Source organism: Streptomyces alkaliphilus (assembly GCF_014141535.1).
Lineage (GTDB): Bacteria > Actinomycetota > Actinomycetes > Streptomycetales > Streptomycetaceae > Streptomyces > Streptomyces alkaliphilus.
On the sequence record NZ_VKHT01001706.1, the window covers coordinates 1 to 487 of the forward strand.

Annotated in this window: 1 pseudogene; it reads left to right on the top strand. The window is 78.6% G+C overall.

What is annotated here, in order from left to right:
• A pseudogene (locus FNQ90_RS26420) lies at positions 1 to 487 on the top strand (sacsin N-terminal ATP-binding-like domain-containing protein); the annotation flags it as partial.

The window sequence follows — 487 nt, forward strand, 5'->3', positions numbered from 1 at the left end:
GCCCCCGCCCGGGCCCCGGAGGCGCTCCCGTCCGCAGGCGACCCCGGGGACACCGGCGGTGATCCGGCCGAGTGGGAGACCGTCGTCGAACTCCCGCTGCGCGACGCCGCCGCGACCGACCTGGCCGACCGCCTGCTGGCGGCCGTGGACGACACCCTGCTGCTCGGCCTGCCCGGCCTGACCGAGATCGTCATCGAACGTCCGGCCGGCCGGCGCCGGTTGACCCGTGCCGTCGACCCGGACGATCCCGCCGTCGTGGTGATCCGGGACGAGGACCGGACCACCGCCTGGCGCACCGCCTCGGCCGCCGGTGAGGCCGGCCCCGAACTGCTCGCCGACCGTCCCCTGGAGGAGCGCGAGCGCCCCCACTGGTCGGTGACCTGGGCCGTCCCGGTCGGCGCCGACGGCTCACCGGCCGCGCCGACCGGCCCGCGGGTCGTGCACGCCCCCACCCCCACCGACGAGCCGCTGGGCGTTCCCGGTGTGC